Below are 16,692 nucleotides of genomic sequence, written 5' to 3'. Positions count from 1 at the left end.
CGTATTACCCTGAATGAAGTGTTTTCAGTGCGCTGCGTCAGTACGTTCTTCACATCACGACCACGCAGCGCCCAGTTCTTTCAAACAATTCGGAACAGGCCATGCGTCGCCCTCTCTTATTGCTGCTCTCTGCCTTCTTTTTGATCTGGGCTGTTGAAGCCCTGTGGCTTGCCCCTTCGCCGCCTGGCGATACGCTGTGGGTAGTCCGACAAGAAGGCATGCTGCTGACCGGCATTCTGGCCTTGGGCACCATGACGGCCATTATGGTCCTGGCCCTGCGCCCCCGCCGTCTGGAGCCTTGGCTAGGGGGCATGGACAAAGCCTACAGACTGCATAAGTGGCTGGGCATCATCGCCATTTTGTTCAGCCTGGCCCATTGGCTCAGCAAGGAATCCAAAGGTCTGATTTCTGCGGCGATTGGCACGGGCGGCCGGCTGGCCAAAACTCCTGTTCCTGAATGGGTCAGCCTGTTCAAACCTTATGCCAAATCACTGGGCGAATGGACGTTTTACGCGCTGATTCTGATGCTGATCATCACGCTGGCGCGCCGTACGATTTCCTATAAGAAATGGTACAGCCTGCACCGCCTGATGCCCGTGGCCTATCTGATCCTGATCTTTCATGGTGTGGTGCTGACACCCCCTGCCTACTGGAGCGGCATAGGCGGCTGGGCACTGGCCATCACCATGGTGATCGGGACGGTAGCAGCCGGCATCCAACTGCTACGCAACCTGAGTTCGGCCTATCCACACACAGGCACCGTCATCTCCTGTACGTCACAAGGCGATGTGCTGGAGGTGCAATGCCGCATGGACCAGTCCTGGCCTGGACACCAGGCCGGACAGTTCGCCTTTCTACGCTTGAAGGGGGAATCTGAAGCCCATCCATTCACCTTGTCCGATGCCGATCAGGACAACCAGATTGTGCGCTTTCATATCAAGCAACTGGGCGACTGGACACGCGAATTGCCCGAGCGTTTGCATATCGGCCAAAACATTGAGCTCGACGGCCCCTATGGCCGCTTTACTCAGCCGGAACGTGACGACAACGGTATCTATATCTGGGTCGGTGCCGGTGTGGGCGCCACGCCCTTTCTGTCCTGGTTAAGCCAGGAGCACAAAGAAGGTCATGCTCCCTACGCCTATCTGCAATATGCCTGTCAGCATGGCTATGATCCGCTGGCGCAAGCGTTGAGCAAAGCCGCCAAGGAACACCCGGATGTGGATCTTGAAATTTATGCCGATGGCCGTCGTTGGTCACCCAAAGAGGTCATGCAACACTATCACGCCGACAAGCCCATGCATATCTGGTTCTGTGGGCCGGCGGCCATGGGCAGGCAATTGAAGCGCGAACTCAAGCAGACCTTACCGGCGAAATCCTGGACTTTGCACAAAGAACACTTCCAGTTCCGCTAAGTCTTTGCTGATCCAAAAACTGGCCCTGCTTCGATTAAGGAGCAGGGCCAGTTCTGTTGATGACTGTCTGCATCCAGGAAACACCGCTCTGAGACCGCTACCGGTTCTGGTTCAGCTTTTCTGAATGCCGCGTAAACACACAGCACCGCTCTACCACGCTATTTATACGGGTGAGGGAGCTTCGCCCCAAGCATGGACACAAAAAGAGTCACCAGATTGTCTTCCAGGGCTGCCCACTGCTCAGCGGTTTCCAGACCCATATTATCGACTGCGCCGTGCATGCCCTGGTAGATCACCCAGGCGGTCAAATCCACATCCGCCACAGACCAGACTCCGGCGTTTTGCCCTTCGCTCAGGATCCGGTGCAGTGGCTCGGTCACCACGTTGCGCTCACCCTGGTAATTGCTGCGTATATGGTCTGAAAACACCAAATCATGCATGTCCAGCGTGTCTCTATACCCCTGTACCGAGGCCCGAATCCAACAGGTCAGACGCTGCACCCAATCATCTTCCGGGGCCTGCTCCAACGCCCCTTGCACCCGGTCATGAAACTGCTGGATGAACTGCTCGCGCAAGGCGGCCAGGATCTCCTGTTTGGAACTGAAATAGTGATAGAACAAGCCCTTGGACATGCCGGCCCGCAACACAATTTCATCGACTGGCGTGGCATCAAACCCCTGTTGCAGAAACAAGGCGGCGGCCGCCTCCAATAAATCTCGGCGACGAACTTCAGAGGGTTGGGTACGAGGTGTTTTAGCGGCGGTCATGGGCGTCAAGGTATCAGAAAAAACCCGACAATGTGCTTGGTCGGAGCTTACCGCGTTATTTTAGCCAGCCTGTTTATTTTTCATTGACTGACAGTCAGTCAATATTTTATAGTCGTCGATAATAATTCTCATTTATCAAATCTTATGACTCGCCGACTTGCTCTAACCATCGCCATTTACCTGGGGACCTTCATGGTTACCCTGGACATCAGCATCGTCAATCTTGCCTTGCCCCGCATGCAGCAAGCCCTGCAAACCGATATGGCCGGGCTGCAGTGGATTGTGGATGCGTATGCGCTGTGTCTGTCCGCCTTCATGCTGTCCGCCGGCCTGCTGGGGGATCGCTACGGACGCAAGAAAAGCTGGCTGCTGGGCGTGCTGGCCTTCACCGTCGGCTCCATGATGTGCGCCTTGGCCGGTTCATTGAGCGCCCTGCTTTGGGGCCGCATCGTGCAAGGCATGGCGGGGGCTTTGCTTATTCCCGGTGCCTTGTCCATCCTGACACACGCCTTTCCGGACACGGCCCAGCGTGCCCGGGTGATTGGCGGCTGGTCCTCCTTCAGCGGGCTGGCCCTGGTGCTGGGCCCGATTCTGGGCGGTGTGCTGGTTGATGTGGCCGACTGGCCTGCGATCTTCAGCCTGAACCTGCCATTGGGTCTGCTGACCTTGGGCTTGGGCATGTGGGGCATTCAGGAATCGGCCAACCCCGAACACGCGGCCTTCGACCCGATCGGCCAGTTGCTGAGCGTTATCTGGCTCGGTTCCCTGACCTACGGCCTGATCAGCGCGGGTGAACAAGGCTGGCACGCCACCGAGACGCTACGCTCCCTGGGCGTGGCCGCGGTCACTTTCGTGGCGTTTATCTATGCCCAAACCCGCGTCGCCCGCCCCTTGCTGCCGTTAAGCCTGTTTCGGGACTACCGCTTCAGCACCGCTAATATCGCCTCCTTTGTGCTGGGTTTTGCCGCCTACAGCAATGTGTTTTTCCTGTCTCTGTTCTTCCAGAACGCCTTAGGCTGGAGCGCAACCCAAACCGGCTGGGGGCTGGCCCCGCAGTTCATCAGCATGGCCGTGCTGGCCTCCCGTTTCGGTGCCTTAAGCCAACGCTTTGGCTTGAAGCTGATCCTGACTACGGGTTTTGGCCTGATGGCAGCCGGTTCCTGGTTCATGATGTTGTTGCAACCTGGCACTTCCTACTGGATGGCGGGTGTCGCTTTGGCCGTACTGGGCATAGGCATGGGCTTGTCTGTTCCGGCATGCAGTACCTTGGTCATGAATCTGGTGCCGCGTGAGCGTTCCGGCATGGCATCGGCCACTACCAACGCCATCCGCCAAACCGGCATGACCTTGGGCGTTGCCTTGCTGGCGTCCTTGATGAGCCAGGGCGCCGTCAGCTCTTTGTCCAGCCGCCTTGATCCGGTCAATCCCCTGCTGGAGCAGGCTCAGCACATCATTAGCTCCGGTCAGGTAAATCTGCCTGCCTCGGCCGATCCCGTGTTCTGGATGCACGCCATCCAGCACGCCTGGGCGGACGGCTTCCACCGCGTCATGTTCTGGGCCGGATTGCTGGCCGTCTTCAGTCTGGTTCTGCTGCTGCGTCTGCGTTTGCCTCGTGTGCAGGCAGCGCCTGCCGCTGCGGTGGAACTGCATTAAGCCCAGCTATGACAGACTGGATTTACAATAACGCATGGACAAATTACGACTGGATAAATGGCTCTGGGCAGCGCGCTTTTACAAGACGCGCAGCCTGGCTTCTGAGGAGATCACCAAAGGACGGGTTTTGCTGAATCAGCAAAGCACCAAGCCTGCCCGCGAAGTCTCCATTGGTGATGTGATTACCCTGCGCAAAGAAACACCGGCCATGGAAGTTCACGTCACCGCATTGAGCGGCGTGCGTGGCCCAGCCCCGGTTGCGCGCCAGTTGTATCAGGAAACGGAAGAAAGCAGCACACGGCGCGCCCAGGCCGCCGAACAACGCCGTCTGGCCCCCGAGCCTGCACTGGATTTTGATGCGGGGCGTCCGACCAAAAAAGATCGTCGTCAAATGCAGTTGCTGCGAGGTAAATAGACCGCTCGCTGCGCATACTTCGCACGACTGAAAAAGCCCTGCCACGCTGTCCTGCTTGGCAGGGCTTTTTTGTGAACCGCTCTTTTGGCGCGTCTATCAACCGCGTTTCACAACGATCTAGACAGGAAGTAAAACCAACCACTGTTTGCCTTTTCCCCGCTGGTCTTCCGACCTACTCAACAAGCCCCTGTGCTGCTGCTAAACAGCGTACAAAGCGTCTGCTTTCCGTCCTCCAAAAGATTTTCTTATCCTGCAAGCCCTCCCCCGAGAAGCTAGCCACGCACTCCAGAAATTCGTTTTTGATATATCAGATTACGAGTATATATATCAATTAAATCAAGGGTTTACACCATTGATTGCGCTTGCGACAAAAAGCTATAAATCTAAAACAATTACATGCAAACGCATTCAAAAAAGTGTGAGGAGACAGGAAAATGAAGATCACGGCCGTACGCGCCATTCCCTTGAACGTGCCTTTTCAGTTCGATAGCGCGGGCATCAAAAAACCCACGAATCTAGCCATCTGTCATGTCGAAATCGAGACCGATGAAGGCATCACCGGCTATGGACTGAGTGCCATTACCGAGGAGCACCCCGTTGCCAGCACCATCAACGATATTCTGGCCAGCGACCTGATCGGGCAAGACCCCTTGAACACCGAGCGCCTATGGGATCGCATGTACTGGAACGTGTGCCCTCGGGGCCAGACAGGTTATGCCATGCACGCCATCTCGGCACTGGACATCGCTTTATGGGACATCAAGGGCAAAGCCCTGGGTCTGCCGGTATGGAAACTACTGGGCGGTGCCCGTGAAAAAGTGCCTGCCTACGCGACGTTCGGCTTTGCCTTTCTGGGTGAAGAAGAGTTGGTCAAAGTCGCTCGCGACTGCGTGGATCAAGGCTTCAAAGGCCTGAAAATGGTGGTGGGCCATCACGGTCTGCAACGTCGCGACGAACCGCGCCCGCTGGCCGACCTGATCCGCCAGGACATGCGCCGCATGAGCCTGGTACGCGAGGCCATTCCCGCCGACATGTCGCTATACATCGACGGCAACTGCAGCCTGGACTATGTGCATGCCAAAGCCATCGCCCGTCATGCCCGCGATCTGGACGTCGGTTTTTTTGAGGAACCCATTACCCAGAACGACACGGGCCGCCTGCGTGAACTGCGCCAAAGCACAGGCATCACCATTGCCGCTGGCCAGAACGAAGGCCAGTCCTATCGCTTCCGTGATCTGCTGATGCAGCAAGCCGTGGACATTCTGCAACCCAACGTGCTGATTTCCGGCGGCTTCACCCAGTCCCGCAAGATCTTCGCCCTGGCAGAGAGCTTCAACGCTTCGGTCGCCAATGGCGGGGCTTTCCCCTCCCACAACGGTCACCTGCACTGCGGCCTGTTAAATGGCGGCGATGTGGAATGGCACCTGGCCGCCAGCGCCATGATGGCCGAGATCTACACCGGCCTGCCCCAGCCCGAACAAGGCTGGCTGCGCATGCCTGACGCCCCCGGCCTGGGGCTGACACCACGACACGATCAAATCGACAAGCTGCGCAGCAACCCCGGCAGCCTGGGCTCTGGCAAAGGCTGAAACCAACAACTACCGAGGAGGTAAAAAAACATGAAACCCTGGTCCCGTGTTGTACTTGCCCTCAGTTTTATCTTTGCTGCCGCGCCCCAAAGCTGGGCAGCGCCCCCCGCCTGGGCCGAGCGCCCGGTGCGGCTGATCGTCCCCTCTGCCGCAGGCGGTTCGGGCGATACCCTGGCCCGGCCGCTCGCCGAAGCCTTGGGCAATGAAATTGGTCAAACCGTTGTTGTGGAAAATAAAGGAGGCGTAGGCGGCGTGCTGGGTGCCAGCATGGTGGCCAACTCCAGCCCCGCAGACAATCAGCTTTTGTTTGGTGCCGTGCATCACATGATTGCACCTGCCGTGTTGAAAAACTTTCCCTACGACACCCGCAAAGACCTGAAAGCCGTCACCCTGATTGCCGCCATGCCCAATGTGCTGGTGGTGAACGCCAATTCACCCCATCACAGCGTAGACGACCTGCTGGCCGCCGCCAAACAAGGGGCTGGCGTGAACTATGGCACCAGCGGCGTGGCCACCATGCTGCATCTGATGGCGGGCAAGCTGGAAAAGAGATCCGGCACCACCATGACCGCCGTGCATTACAAAGGCAGCGGTCCGGCAGTCATGGCGCTGATCAGTGGCGATCAGGTGGACTTTATGTTCGAGACCATGCCATCTGCGGTGGCGCAGATACGCAATGGCCGCTTGCGCGCCTTGGCGGTTTCCAGCCCCGAACGTGCTCCTGCCCTGCCGGATGTGCCGACCCTGAAGGAGCTGGGCATGGATGAAATCAGCGCCCAGACCTGGTACGGAATTTTCATGCAAGGGGACGTGCCGGACACCACCGTACAAAGCGTGGCAGACAGCATCCACCGTGCCTTGAATACCGACAAGATCAAGGAAATCTGGGAGGGGAACGGAGCAACTCTGGTCACCAATAGCCCAGCCGAATTCACCGTGTATGTGGATCAGCAGTTGAACTATTGGGCCGACTCGGTCAGTGATCTGGGGCTGAGCAACTTCTAACTCTACAAGCGTCAATTCGCCTTAAGGGCTGCCACTGGCGGCCCTTTTTCTTGAGCCTGTCCTGCCCCTCCTACTTCGCGTTATGCTGTGGCACCATCTACAGCGAACCCTAGCCATGTCCAGCCTGTTCCACCCCTTTGAAGGGCTTGCCGCCCAACTCTTACCCCACAGCAGCACCAGTCACAACGACGGCTCTCACGACCAATCGCACTTGCAACGGGTCTGGAAGAACGTCTGTGCGATTCAGGAAAAAGAAGGTGGGGATCTGCGGATTTTGCTGGCCGCAACGGTGCTGCACGATTGCGTTGCAGTGGAGAAAAGCTCGCCTTTGCGCTCTCGTGCATCCACCCTGTCGGCCGAACAAGCGCAGCATATTCTGGGGGCGATGGGCTGGTCCCAGCAAGACTGTGAAGCCGTCGGTCAAGCGATCCAAAGCCACAGTTTTTCAGCGAACATAGCGCCAGCCAGCCTGGAAGCCCGCATCTTGCAGGACGCAGACCGCCTGGATGCCATTGGTGCTTTAGGGATAGCTCGCTGCTTCTACACAGCGGGACGAATGGGATCCAGCTTGTATGAGCCGGAAGATCCACAAGCAGAACATCGCCCTCTAGATGACAAGCGCTACGCGCTGGATCACTTCCCGGCCAAGTTACTCAAACTGGCCGAGGGGTTTCAGACAAAGCGCGGCCAGGAAATCGCGCGTGAGCGACATGAACGAATGGAGCGGTTTGTAGAGGAAATGCTGAGGGAGCTGTAAGCCCTAGCTTCTTTCACAACTCCGTATATTTCTTGTTCGTCCCCCGCACCTTATCGGCGGGGTATTTCTGGGCGTTTTTCACCAGCTTGTTGGTGACAGCCTCATTCATATCCACCCCCAGAACGAAGGCCAGACGGCTCAGGTAGATCTGCACGTCAGCCAGCTCATCGCGCACGGCTTGGGCGGTTTTCGGATCGTTACCAACCTCGCGGGACTGGTCTTCTGTCAGCCATTGGAAGATTTCAATCAATTCGCCCACTTCGTTGGTCAGGGCCATGGCCAGATTTTTGGGGCTATGGAATTGGTCCCACTCACGCTCACGCGCAAACTGGGCAACGGCCTCGTTCAGGCCAGTCAAAGTCATCAGGGGGCGTTTTGAGTCTGTCATTCGGTACGTCACTTAAAAAATCTCAATCCAGCGACAGACTCACACAAGGGCCGGGGGATGGCAAGTCTGTTTACGATCTCGCCGCCGCTTTCAGGCTCATCATCAGGCGGTCCAGTGCATTGGCAAACTCGCGCCGGTCAGCCTGGCTAAAGGGGGCCGGGCCTCCGATATCCACGCCGGTGCTGCGCAGTTCTTCCATCATGTCGCGCATGGCCAGCCGCTCGCCGATGCTGTTGGCATCCAGACGTTCCCCCCTGGGGGTTAGGACCAGAGCTTTGCGCTCCAATACCTGTGCGGCCAGGGGAATGTCGGCAGTAATCACCAGGTCTCCGACGCTGGCATGCTGGACGATGTAATCGTCTGCCACGTCAAAGCCCCGTGCCACCTGCACCGCCCGCAGCCAGGGCGACGGCGGGGTACGTAACATCTGGTTGGCCACCAAGATCACGTGGCGGCTCCAACGTTGCCCGGCACGGTAAAGAATTTCTTTGATAACCACCGGACAGGCATCGGCATCGACCCAAATCTGCATGGATTACAGGTCCAGGGCTTGGGCCAGCAGGCGATCAATCACTTCATGGGTCGATACGCCTTGCTCGGCAGCACGAGCCCGCACGGCATCAATAACAGGTTGAGTCAGCTTCACGGGAAAAGACACCAAACCAGCAGCCTGATCCAGGCGACGCTGTTCGCGCCGATCAGTTGCCGCAGAATCACCTGCAAAGCGTTGTGGCGTACCCGCTTTTTTTACATTACTCAGCAGTTTGACGGCGCTGAGTTTTTCCATATCGGTGCGTTTCATGGGTTTTCTTTAAAAGAATGGGCTGATTCGCTCAAGGTAAGCGAACAATACGGCAACAAGACCGTTAGCCTGTATGGCTGGCATACTGCGCAGCTTGCGGGAAAATGTCCAGGTTTTTTATGTATACGCCCTGATAATCAACGTATTAGCTTTCATAAGCAGGCCTGTTTCACCAGGAAAGAGACAAAAAAGCAGCCTCTTTATCGGGTGTCACGTCAGTTTTAAGGGCTACTCAATGCTTGTCTGGCCCGTCAGCCTCAGAAACCGCCAAGTCCGGCTCCTAATCAATAGCCACCAGTTACCAGAGCCCAGCATGCACAAAAAAACCCGCCGAGGCGGGTTTTTATTGGCCTGATCGTATCAGTCCTGACGTGCAGTCACTTCTACCAGGTGGTAGCCGAACTGAGTCTTGACGGGGCCTTGTACAACGCCAACGGGGGCGCTGAACACAACCTGATCGAACTCGGGCACCATTTGGCCACGGCCAAATGTTCCCAGCTCGCCGCCCATGCGGGCCGATGGGCAGCTGGAATTTTCCTTGGCCACCTGAGCAAAGTCAGAACCACCTTCGATAGCGGTTTTCAATTCGTTCGCTTTCTCTTCGGTGCTGACCAGAATGTGGCGTGCGGAGGCTTGTGCCATGGTGTACTCCTTTTTTAGAAAATCGTTTGAGCTTAACCCAGAACCATGCCGGAAGCGAAGCCCCCGGCCCTGGTTCTACACCTGCTGTTTCAATTTCAGGCTTAGGCAGCTTTCTTGCGCTTGGCCGCAGCAATGCCATGACCCAAAACAACGATCAGCAAGGCACCCGCCACTTCCGCAGCCAACTTGACCGTGGAGCTAGGCTCACCGAAGTACTCGATGTATTTAACATCTGTCACCAGCATGCCACCTGCAATCCAACCCAGCAAAGCGGCACCCAATGTCACAACCATAGGGAAACGGTCGATCAGTTTCAGCACCAAGGTGCTGCCCCAGATAATAATAGGCACACTCACGACCAGACCAAAGACAACCAGACCGATCTGATGATCCGGATCTGCAGTTTGAGCCGCACCCGCAATCGCGATCACATTGTCCAGACTCATTACAAAGTCGGCAATAATGATGGTCTTGATGGCTTTCCACAAGGTGGCACCACCCTCAACATTGCCGTGCCCATCTTCTTCAGGAATCAAGAGCTTGACGCCGATCCAGACCAGCAGCAAGGCACCGACCACTTTCAGATACGGTACGGCCAGCAAAGTCAGGGCAAAGGCAATCAGGACAACACGCAAGCCAATTGCACCGGCTGTGCCCCACAAAATACCTTTCACGCGCTGTTGGGCAGGCAAATTACGGCAAGCCAATGCAATAACCACGGCGTTATCGCCCCCCAGCAATATATCGATCAAAATGATCTGAAATACTGCCGCCCAACTTATCGTCTGCAAAAACTCCATCATAGGTAAGACCGCCTTTTTATATTGTTTGATTGAACGCTGACGACCATCTTGCAGAACTGTACAACGAAAAAATGACGGGCGTTGTACAAAACAAAAATGGCCTGATCCATTAAGGACACAGGCCATCTCTTTGTGGAGGATGCACCTTGCCCGTTAATGGCAAGGTCTTGCTTGCAACCCTGAGATTGCCCGGGCACCGGGAATACGTGAAAAACACAAATTACCGTGATGACGATGCGCCGGAAAGTAAGCTACTCCCCCTGATAGTTCGCAAGTATAACGATCTTGCGTGAAACAACAAAGCTTTTCGCCGGACATGGCGTTTTTTCGAGGCAAGTTCCGGATCGACGTTGCACGCTCGCGTCACGCTCTGGTCGATCTGATTGGTCGCTACGACTTCAGCAAGCAGTTGACAGCCACCTTGAACATCAACAATCTGTTCAACCGCAAATATCTGAGCACACTGGATCAGACCTTCTACACCGGCTATTACGACGCACCGCGTAATGCCATGCTGAACCTGCGTTATTCCTTCTAAGCAGCACAGGGCCAAATAGCAACAACGGCTCCCGAGCTCTGGCTTGCCTCCAGGCATCGGGAGTCGTGTTCAACAAGGCCACCCTGTTATTGCACAGCCGGGGTCAAAGGCACTTCAAGGCTCGTAAATCGCCCGTGTACGGAAAACGCAGCTCTTCGTAACCGAAGGGCTGGAAGTGCACGGTCAGGCCGTCTGCATTGGGTAAGATCACCGCATAGCTGGCCGGCTCAAACGTGGACGTGGCCGCCCCTTCGCGTTCCAGATCCAGCTCGTGCTGGTGATTGGTGCCGCTGACCGTCACAAAATGCAGCCCATTCCACACGCCGCTGGCGCAGCGATGCACATGGCCGGAGAACAAATGCACGGGTGCGGGATGCGCTTTCAACACAGGCAAGAGCTCCGGCGCATTGCTCAAACGCAGCCAATCCATGGACGGGTACTGCAGGGCCGGCAAAGGATGGTGCGAAAACAGCATCACCGGCCCACTATGCGCGGCCAGTTCCTGCTGCAACCACTCCAGACGACGTGTACACAAATAGCCGTTGGTGTAGCCATCTTCCAAAGTATCCAGATAAATCAGACGCCAATCCCCCCTGGTGTCGGCATGCTGCACAAAGCCGGGCAAATCGGTTGCGGCCTGTGGAAAAACGCTGTGAAACGCGCTGCGGCTGTCGTGGTTGCCCATCAACAAACGCACAGGTGGAATCAAGTCCTGCAGGCCTTCGCGCAGGCGCTCATAAGCACGTGGATGACCGGCATGGGTCAGGTCACCGGTCAGCACACACAAGTCTGCATCAGCATGATGGCGGTTCACGTGCTGCACACAGCGACGCAAGCGATCCAGAGGGTCCGAGCCAAACAACAGGCCATCGGGCGGGGTAATGTGCAGATCCGAAAACTGGATGATCTTCATCAGAATTCCTTAACGAATGCCGGCGCGTAAAAAGGCCTGCATGAACTGCTTTTGAAACAGCAGAAAGCCCAGCAACAGCGGCAAGATAGTCATTAATGTGGCGGCACTGATCAGAGAGATGCTGACACCACTTTCCGGTGCGCCAAACAGGGATAAACCCACTGTCAACGGCCGGGTGTGGTCAGAGCTGCTGATCACCAAGGGCCATAGAAAATTGTTCCAGTGCGTGGACACCGACACCAGGGCATAAGCCAGGTACACAGGCTTGACCAGCGGCACATAAACACGCCAGAGCACACCCAGACGGCTGCACCCTTCCAGACGTGCCGCGTCCTCCAGCTCACGCGGCACTTGTTTGAAAGCCTGACGCAACAAGAACACACCAAAGGCACTGGCCATATAGGGCACACCCATGCCCCAGACCGTGTCCGTCCAGCCCAGCAAGGCCACCATGCGGTAGTTTTCGACAATCAGCACTTCGGGCAGGATGAACAACTGCAAAAGCAGCAGCATGAACAGAAACTGGCTGCCAAAGAAACGAAAGCGGGCAAAGGCGTACGCGGCCAAGGTACACAATACAAATTGACCGACCAGAATGGTCACGACCAGTACGGTGGTGTTGAAGATGTAGCGCAGCCAGGGCGCACGGTCCCAGGCGGCGGCAAAGTTATCCAAAGTCCAGCCTGCGCTCCAGTCAAAACTCAAGGCTGCGGACGGGTCACGAAACGCAGCCCAGCACGCGTACAGCAAGGGAGCAATCCACAGCAGGGCCAAAGCGTGCGCCCCCACTGTGTCCAAAGATGGCAAACGCAGCGGGCGGCCAGGAGCAGTCAAAACGGTGTCCATGTTCATCACTGGTAATGCACGCGTCGTTCAGCGTAGCGGAATTGAAAAATAGCGACGGCGCCCAGCCCCAGCAAGAGCACAACCGTCAGCACGGCGGCGCTAGGCGTATCCATATAGGCAAAGGCGGTTTCCCAAATCCAGTACAGCATCAGCTTGGAGGCGTTATTGGGGCCACCTTTGGTCAAGATAAACAGGTGATCAACCAGCTTGACCGAGTTGATCAGCGCATTGATCAAAATGAACAAGGTTGTCGGTGCCAGCAAGGGCAGGAGTACGCGACGGCCATACTGCCAGCGCGTCGCCCCTTCCAGGCGGGCAGCATCACGCAGTTCGGGCGGAATGGTTTGCAAGGCCGCCAGATAAAAGATCATGAAAAAACCGGCCTCTTTCCAGATCGTCACCACCATGACTGCCCCCAAGGCGGTTTGAGGCTGGCCCAACCAATTGGTGGCCCCACCGCCAAACAGCTTGGCAATCTGGTCCAGCAAACCCAGATCCGGCGTGTAGAAAAACAGCCATAGGTTCGCAGCGGCAATCATGGGCAACATGGTGGGCGTGAAATACGCGCAGCGCACCCAGGCCCGCATACTCATGGCCCGGTTGGCCCACAAGGCCATCAACAAGGCCAGTGCCATGGATACCGGGATCACAATGGCGGCGTACCAAAGATTGTTCTTCAAAACCAACCAAAAGGTCGGGTCTGCCAGCATGGCATCGTAGTTATCCATGCCCACAAACTGGGCGGGACGACGAGCCGTACCTTTGCTCAACAGGCTGGACCAGAACGTGTGCAGCGCCGGGATAAAGGCAAACACGCTTAGCAGCACAAACAGCGGCGTCAACAAGAGGTAAGCAAATACCCACTCTTTACGCAGCACACGTAATGGTTCAGCCATTCCTGCACCTGCTTAGTTGAAAGGACGCAGCAGACGGTCTGCGGCAGTCTGGGCTTGATCCAACGCGTCCTTGGGCGTTTTGGCATTGGTCAACACGGCTTGCACGGCATTGGACAGCAGCTCACGAACACGTGCTGTCTCGTAAGTGGCAAACTCGGGCGAGGCCACGGCCAGTTGATCACGGGCGACCAGTGCCTGCGGGAAGGTTTTGGCGTATTCGACCAAGGCCGGCGTTTCGTAAGCGGCGGGGCTGACACCCACATAGCCCGTGGCCATGGACCACTTGGCAGCACGCTCGGGGGCCGTCATCCAGCGCACAAAATCCAGAGCCGCTTTTTTCTGCTCGTCGTTAGCGCCCTTGAACAGGTAGAAGTTGCCACCGCCAGTAGGCGAAGCGGCTTTTTCCTTGGCAGGCAGCATGGCAACGCCAAAGTCGAACTTGGCTTCATTCTTGACGGCTGTCAGGTTGCCCGTGGTGTGCCACATCATGGCCGTCTTGCCCTGAACAAAAGCCTGACGCAGCGTGCCCCATTCGATGGTGCCGGTGGGGCTGACTTTGTGCTTGTAGGCCAGGTCATGGAAGAACTGCAAGGCTTCTACCGACTTGGGGTCATTGAAATAGACCTGAGTGCCTTCTTCATTCATCAACTGACGGCCATTTTGCAAGGCCATGGCCTGGAACATCCAGTAGGGGTAGCCAGTCGAGGGGATCATCAAACCGTGGTGCTGATCGTTGGTCAGCTTCTGGGCGGTTTGCACCAACTCGTCCCAGGTTTTAGGTGCTTGATCGGGATTCAGGCCCGCTGCGCGGAACATGTCCTTGTTATAGAACATGACGATGGTAGAGCGCTGGAACGGAATACCCCAGACCTTGCCCTCCAAGGTGCCATTGGCCATCAAGGCAGGATAAAAGCTTTTCAGCCAATCCTGGCTGGAGGCGTCCTGGGCCACATCGCTAAAGGCTTCAACCAGACCTTGTTCCACCAGATCATGGGTGTCCAGTGCGCCCAATACAGACAACTGCACCGGCTCGCCTGCGCGCAGGGCCGACAATGCGCGCACACGGGTTTCATCGTAGTTGCCGGAGTACACGGCCTTGACCGTAACTTCCGGATTTTGGGCCTGGTAGTCCTTGATCATGCCATCGACCACATCGGTCAATGGACCACCCACGGCAATGGGGTAATACATGGTCAATTCCACCGCGCTATGGGCATTGGCGCCCAGGCTCATCAACAAGGCGCTGGAGGTAGCAAGCAAACAATTCTTCAACATGGGTAGACTCGCAGTACGTTTAGGGAAGAACAGCAACAGGAGCAGCAGTCAGAGCATCCGCAGACGGTGTCGGCAGGCGAGCCCCGCTGTCCTGGTTAAAGTAAAAAGCGTGAACGGGATTCCAGCTCAAACCACAGCGAGCGCCCGCCTGGACGCTGCGGCTGTGCGGCGCGCGCACGATCAGGGTATGGCCGTCATCAAGCTGCACATACACATAGGCATCAGCCCCCTGAAACTCCTGATGCACTACGGTGGCGGCCACATGCTGTTCGCCCGCTTCGTGCAAATTCAGGTTTTCGGGGCGCACGCCCACCAGCACACGATGTGGCTGGTCGTACTGACGACGCGACGGCCACAGTTCCACGGGAACGTGGTCGCTGTGAATCATCATCATGGGCGGGCTGCCAATAAAACCGGCGGTAAAGACACTATTGGGCTGGCCGTACAAATCCTGGGCACTGCCCTGCTGCTCGATATTTCCAGCATTGAGCAACACCACGTGATCAGCCATGCCCATGGCTTCGGTCTGGTCGTGGGTAACGTAGACCACGGTCAGACCCAGGCGCTGCTGCAAGGAGCGAATTTCATGGCGTACGGTATGGCGCAGCTTGGCATCCAGGTTCGAGAGTGGTTCGTCCATCAAACAGATGCGATGACCCGACACGATGCTGCGTGCCAGCGCCACACGTTGCCGCTGTCCGCCCGAGAGCTGACCCGGCTTGCGCTCTTCCAGCCCCTCCAGATTGGTCAAGGCCAAGGCTTCGCGCAGACGCTCTTTTTGTTGTTGACGATCGGCACGCCGTACTTGCAGACCGAACAAGATGTTGTCGGCCACATTCAGATGCGGGAACAAGGCGTAGGACTGGAACACCATGCTCAGGCCACGCTTGGCAGGCTCCATATAGGTGGCATCCTGACCATTGATCAAGAGACGACCCTGATCGGGTGTTTCCAACCCAGCAATGATGCGCAGCAAAGTGGATTTTCCGCAGCCCGACGGCCCCAGCAAGGCCGTGAACTTGCCTTCCTGAATGGACAGATCCATCTGCTTGAGCACGGCCTGCTCACCCCAGGCTTTGCCTATGCCTTGCAACTCGATAGCGGCGCGACTCATGCCTGCACCTCATCGGCAATCACCACCTGAACGCGCGCCGGAATCTGCTCGCGGTAAGGCTCGGGAATAGGCTGGTCACTGACCAGAATATCCACATCATCCAAAGAGCCGCTACGCACAGGCGCACGACGGCCAAACTTGGTGTGATCCAGCACCAGGATCCGCACCCGGCAATTACCGCGCAGGGCTTTGTGGCAATCGGACTCGGCCATATCAAAGTCCAGCAAGGCACCGTCCGAATCAAAGCCCCCTACCCCGGACACGCCAAAGTCGGCCTTGAAGCTGTTGAACAGGCGCTCGGCACCGGGGCCCAGAATCTCAGGATTGGGTTGACGCAGCTCACCGCCTGTCAGCACCACGCGGTGGCTCATATTGTGAGACAGGGCCAAGGCCGCGCTGATGTTATTGGTGACCACGGTTAAGTCACGATGATCGGCCAGCGCCAAGGCAACTTGTTCAGGAGTGGTGCCAAAACCCAGCAGCAGACTGGCACCGGGAGGAATCAGTTGGGCAACCGCTCGCCCGATACGGGCCTTGGCTTGCAAATGGGTAATGCGTCGCGTCTGAAAAGGCGCATTGCGCTCGACCACGTTCAGCTCGGCACCACCATGACGGCGGCGCACCAGATCGGCTTCATACAAGTAGTTCAGGTCGCGCCGTATGGTCTGGGGCGTCACCCCGAAATGTGCGGCCAAGCCATCGACTGACACGGCCCCTTGGGCGGCCAGCAAATCCACAATAATGCTTTGCCTGACAGATAGGTTCATAACACGGCATCTAGGTTTCGTTTGAATACCCGGCAGTGTAAGAACGCGACGTTACGACTCGGTGACGCTCAGATGAAAGTTTTATGACGCCAAAATGTTCATATGAA

Annotated in this window: 18 protein-coding genes and 1 pseudogene; 7 read left to right on the top strand and 12 right to left on the bottom strand. The window is 56.8% G+C overall.

Features of this window, described 5'->3' with window-relative positions:
* Positions 1-101 precede the first annotated feature (101 nt).
* Positions 102-1,415 carry a ferredoxin reductase family protein gene (locus AC6I6N_RS09330; RefSeq protein ID WP_094195531.1) on the top strand — a complete coding sequence of 438 codons (1,314 nt, stop codon included), beginning with the start codon at positions 102-104 and terminating at the stop codon, positions 1,413-1,415.
* A 158-nt stretch (positions 1,416-1,573) separates the two neighbouring features.
* Here the strand turns inward: AC6I6N_RS09330 and AC6I6N_RS09325 are convergent, their stop codons facing one another.
* Positions 1,574-2,182 carry a TetR/AcrR family transcriptional regulator gene (locus AC6I6N_RS09325; RefSeq protein ID WP_094195530.1) on the bottom strand — a complete coding sequence of 203 codons (609 nt, stop codon included), beginning with the start codon at positions 2,180-2,182 and terminating at the stop codon, positions 1,574-1,576.
* A 144-nt stretch (positions 2,183-2,326) separates the two neighbouring features.
* Between AC6I6N_RS09325 and AC6I6N_RS09320 the strand changes: the two genes are divergently transcribed.
* The 5 genes from AC6I6N_RS09320 (at position 2,327) to AC6I6N_RS09300 (ending at position 7,601) form a co-directional block, all read left to right on the top strand.
* Positions 2,327-3,835, top strand: coding sequence for a DHA2 family efflux MFS transporter permease subunit (locus AC6I6N_RS09320; RefSeq protein WP_094195529.1), 1,509 nt, complete (start codon positions 2,327-2,329; stop codon positions 3,833-3,835).
* Positions 3,836-3,869: 34 nt separating this feature from the next.
* Complete coding sequence (locus AC6I6N_RS09315; protein WP_026484973.1) at positions 3,870-4,250, top strand: RNA-binding S4 domain-containing protein; 381 nt, start codon at positions 3,870-3,872, stop codon at positions 4,248-4,250.
* Positions 4,251-4,684: 434 nt separating this feature from the next.
* Complete coding sequence (locus AC6I6N_RS09310) at positions 4,685-5,839, top strand: mandelate racemase/muconate lactonizing enzyme family protein (RefSeq protein WP_094195528.1); 1,155 nt, start codon at positions 4,685-4,687, stop codon at positions 5,837-5,839.
* A gap of 30 nt (positions 5,840-5,869) precedes the next feature.
* Positions 5,870-6,844, top strand: a complete 975-nt coding sequence (locus AC6I6N_RS09305; protein ID WP_094195527.1) for a Bug family tripartite tricarboxylate transporter substrate binding protein — start codon at positions 5,870-5,872, stop codon at positions 6,842-6,844.
* A 115-nt stretch (positions 6,845-6,959) separates the two neighbouring features.
* Positions 6,960-7,601, top strand: coding sequence for an HD domain-containing protein (locus AC6I6N_RS09300; protein WP_497943453.1), 642 nt, complete (start codon positions 6,960-6,962; stop codon positions 7,599-7,601).
* 13 nt (positions 7,602-7,614) lie between these two features.
* Here the strand turns inward: AC6I6N_RS09300 and AC6I6N_RS09295 are convergent, their stop codons facing one another.
* The 5 genes and pseudogenes from AC6I6N_RS09295 to AC6I6N_RS09275 form a co-directional block, all read right to left on the bottom strand.
* On the bottom strand, positions 7,615-7,989 hold the full coding sequence (locus tag AC6I6N_RS09295) for a nucleotide pyrophosphohydrolase (RefSeq protein ID WP_108728172.1): 375 nt from the start codon (positions 7,987-7,989) through the stop codon (positions 7,615-7,617).
* Positions 7,990-8,059: 70 nt separating this feature from the next.
* Positions 8,060-8,521, bottom strand: coding sequence for a YaiI/YqxD family protein (locus AC6I6N_RS09290; RefSeq protein ID WP_094195524.1), 462 nt, complete (start codon positions 8,519-8,521; stop codon positions 8,060-8,062).
* Between the two features lie 3 nt (positions 8,522-8,524).
* Positions 8,525-8,791, bottom strand: a complete 267-nt coding sequence (locus AC6I6N_RS09285; protein ID WP_094195523.1) for a hypothetical protein — start codon at positions 8,789-8,791, stop codon at positions 8,525-8,527.
* 360 nt (positions 8,792-9,151) lie between these two features.
* Positions 9,152-9,436: pseudogene (locus tag AC6I6N_RS09280) on the bottom strand (peptidylprolyl isomerase); the annotation flags it as partial.
* 98 nt (positions 9,437-9,534) lie between these two features.
* Complete coding sequence (locus AC6I6N_RS09275; protein WP_108728174.1) at positions 9,535-10,236, bottom strand: TerC family protein; 702 nt, start codon at positions 10,234-10,236, stop codon at positions 9,535-9,537.
* Positions 10,237-10,525: 289 nt separating this feature from the next.
* Between AC6I6N_RS09275 and AC6I6N_RS09270 the strand changes: the two genes are divergently transcribed.
* A complete protein-coding gene (locus AC6I6N_RS09270; protein WP_321267618.1) occupies positions 10,526-10,774 on the top strand; it encodes a TonB-dependent receptor in 249 nt (82 codons plus the stop codon).
* Positions 10,775-10,877: 103 nt separating this feature from the next.
* On the opposite strand, the gene AC6I6N_RS09265 is transcribed toward AC6I6N_RS09270, so the two are convergent.
* Genes AC6I6N_RS09265 through AC6I6N_RS09240 form a run of 6 tightly spaced genes read right to left on the bottom strand, consistent with a single transcriptional unit; the run spans position 10,878 to position 16,585 of the window.
* On the bottom strand, positions 10,878-11,687 hold the full coding sequence (locus tag AC6I6N_RS09265) for a phosphodiesterase (protein ID WP_321267616.1): 810 nt from the start codon (positions 11,685-11,687) through the stop codon (positions 10,878-10,880).
* A gap of 9 nt (positions 11,688-11,696) precedes the next feature.
* Positions 11,697-12,539, bottom strand: coding sequence for a carbohydrate ABC transporter permease (locus tag AC6I6N_RS09260; protein WP_094195519.1), 843 nt, complete (start codon positions 12,537-12,539; stop codon positions 11,697-11,699).
* Positions 12,539-13,429: a carbohydrate ABC transporter permease gene (locus tag AC6I6N_RS09255; RefSeq protein ID WP_094195518.1), complete on the bottom strand. Its 891-nt coding sequence runs from the start codon at positions 13,427-13,429 to the stop codon at positions 12,539-12,541. Before AC6I6N_RS09255 ends, AC6I6N_RS09260 begins: the two co-directional genes overlap by 1 nt.
* Positions 13,430-13,441: 12 nt before the next feature.
* A complete protein-coding gene (locus tag AC6I6N_RS09250; protein WP_094195517.1) occupies positions 13,442-14,704 on the bottom strand; it encodes an ABC transporter substrate-binding protein in 1,263 nt (420 codons plus the stop codon).
* A gap of 19 nt (positions 14,705-14,723) precedes the next feature.
* A complete protein-coding gene (locus AC6I6N_RS09245; RefSeq protein WP_094195516.1) occupies positions 14,724-15,818 on the bottom strand; it encodes an ABC transporter ATP-binding protein in 1,095 nt (364 codons plus the stop codon).
* On the bottom strand, positions 15,815-16,585 hold the full coding sequence (locus tag AC6I6N_RS09240) for a DeoR/GlpR family DNA-binding transcription regulator (protein WP_497943452.1): 771 nt from the start codon (positions 16,583-16,585) through the stop codon (positions 15,815-15,817). Before AC6I6N_RS09240 ends, AC6I6N_RS09245 begins: the two co-directional genes overlap by 4 nt.
* Between the last annotated feature and the right edge of the window lie 107 nt (positions 16,586-16,692).

The sequence above is a fragment of the Alcaligenes sp. LTN-3 genome (assembly GCF_059735605.1).
The sequence above is the reverse complement of the archived record's forward strand: the minus strand, read 5'-3'. Positions and strand labels throughout refer to the sequence as shown.